Source organism: Pseudomonas sp. R62 (assembly GCF_000257605.1).
GTDB lineage: Bacteria > Pseudomonadota > Gammaproteobacteria > Pseudomonadales > Pseudomonadaceae > Aquipseudomonas > Aquipseudomonas atacamensis.
Map to the genome: position 1 here is coordinate 3398297 of NZ_JH635998.1, position 1693 is coordinate 3399989.

General features: G+C 63.4%; 2 protein-coding genes. One reads left to right on the forward strand and one right to left on the reverse strand.

The window, feature by feature from the left end:
* The coding region (gene xseA / locus OQK_RS16425; protein ID WP_038861011.1) for an exodeoxyribonuclease VII large subunit at positions 1-975 on the reverse strand (975 nt) is incomplete at its 3' end.
* A 219-nt stretch (positions 976-1194) separates the two neighbouring features.
* On the opposite strand from xseA, the gene OQK_RS16430 reads away from it, so the two are divergent.
* On the forward strand, positions 1195-1693 hold a 499-nt coding region (locus tag OQK_RS16430), incomplete at its 3' end, for a sulfite exporter TauE/SafE family protein (RefSeq protein WP_016773341.1).

The following is a 1693-nucleotide window of genomic DNA, read 5'->3' on the forward strand; positions in this document are numbered from 1 at the left end:
CAGATCATCCAGACGCTGCGCCTGCTGGCGCAGACGTTCGCCGGGATGGCGCAACCGTCGCGCCATGCCTTCCAGACGCAGGCGATCACGCATCAAGCGATCACGCATGCGCATCACCAGACGCCGGTGCAGGCTCTCGACCTGACGAATCAGATGGCTGGAATCCGGGGCGAGCAGTTCGGCGGCGGCCGAGGGCGTCGGGGCGCGGACGTCGGCGACAAAATCGCTGATCGAAACATCGGTTTCATGGCCGACGGCGCTGACGATCGGCGTGACACAGGCATCGACCGCGCGCGCCACCGCTTCCTCGTTGAAGCACCAGAGGTCCTCCAGCGAGCCGCCGCCACGGGCGAGGATCAGCGCGTCGAAGCCGCGGGCATCGGCCATTTTCAGCGCGCGGACGATTTGCGCAGTGGCTTCGCGGCCTTGTACGGCAGTCGGTATCAGGGTCAGTTGCACCTGCGGCGCACGGCGGCGGAATACGCTGATGATGTCGCGAATCACCGCGCCGGTCGGCGAACTGATGATGCCGATGCGCTGCGGATGCGCGGGCAGCGGCACTTTGCGTTCGGCACTGAACAGGCCTTCGGCGCTGAGCTTTTCCTTCAGCGCATCGAAGGCCAGACGCAGCGCGCCGTCACCGGCCGGCTCCACGGTGTCGAGGATCAGCTGATAGTCGCCACGGCCTTCGAACAGCGAAACCTTGCCGCGCACCTTGACCGCCAGACCGTCCTTCAACGCTTGGCGCACGCGCGCGGCGTTCTGCCGGAACAACGCGCAACGCACCTGCGCGCCGCTGTCCTTGAGGGTGAAATAGACGTGGCCGGACGCCGGGCGCGCGAGGTTGGAGATTTCGCCTTCGACCCAGATGTTGCTGAACACGTCTTCAAGCAACACCCGCGCGCGGCCGTTGAGCTGGCTGACGGTCAGGACTTCACGGTCCAGGCCAAGTCTTGCAAAGGGATCTTTAATCATGGGGCGCAGTTTAAAGGCATTTGCCCGCCAATCACCATGACGCCGCACAAAACCCTGTGGGAGCGAGCGTGCTCGCGAAAGCATTGTGTCAGCGGACAACAACGGGAATGACACTCCGCCTTCGCGAGCAGGCTCGCTCCCACATGGGATCAATTTGATATCTGGTCGTGCTGCCCGCTACTGGCTACAGTCAGCGCGGTCTTATAAAGGATGCGGACGATGAGCATGATGGAGCTGTTGGGGGCGTGGTCTTGGGGCGCGGGCGGTTGGGCGGTCATCGGGGTGGCCATCGCCTTGGCCTACATCGTATTCGGCATCGCCGGTTTCGGCACGGCGCTGGTTGCGGGGCCGATGCTGATCCTGTTCATGCCGCTATCGAAAATCGTGCCGCTGCTGGTGCTGCTGGATTTCGTCGCGGCATTCGGCAATCTGCTGCCCTCGCGGCGCGACGTCGCCAAGCCGGAATTGCTCAGGCTGCTGCCGTGCATGGCGATCGGCTGCACGTTGGGGGTGATCTTCCTGCTGAATCTGAAATCCGATCTGTTACTGCTTTTGATGGGGCTGTTTATCAGCGCCTATGCGGTTTACAGCCTGTGGGTGAAAGCGCGGCCGGCACAGTTGTCGGCAGCGTGGGCGGTGCCGATGGGCACAGTGGGCGGGTTGTTCGGCGCGTTGTTTGGCAGTGGCGGCTTTCTTTACGCGATCTATCTGAACAGCC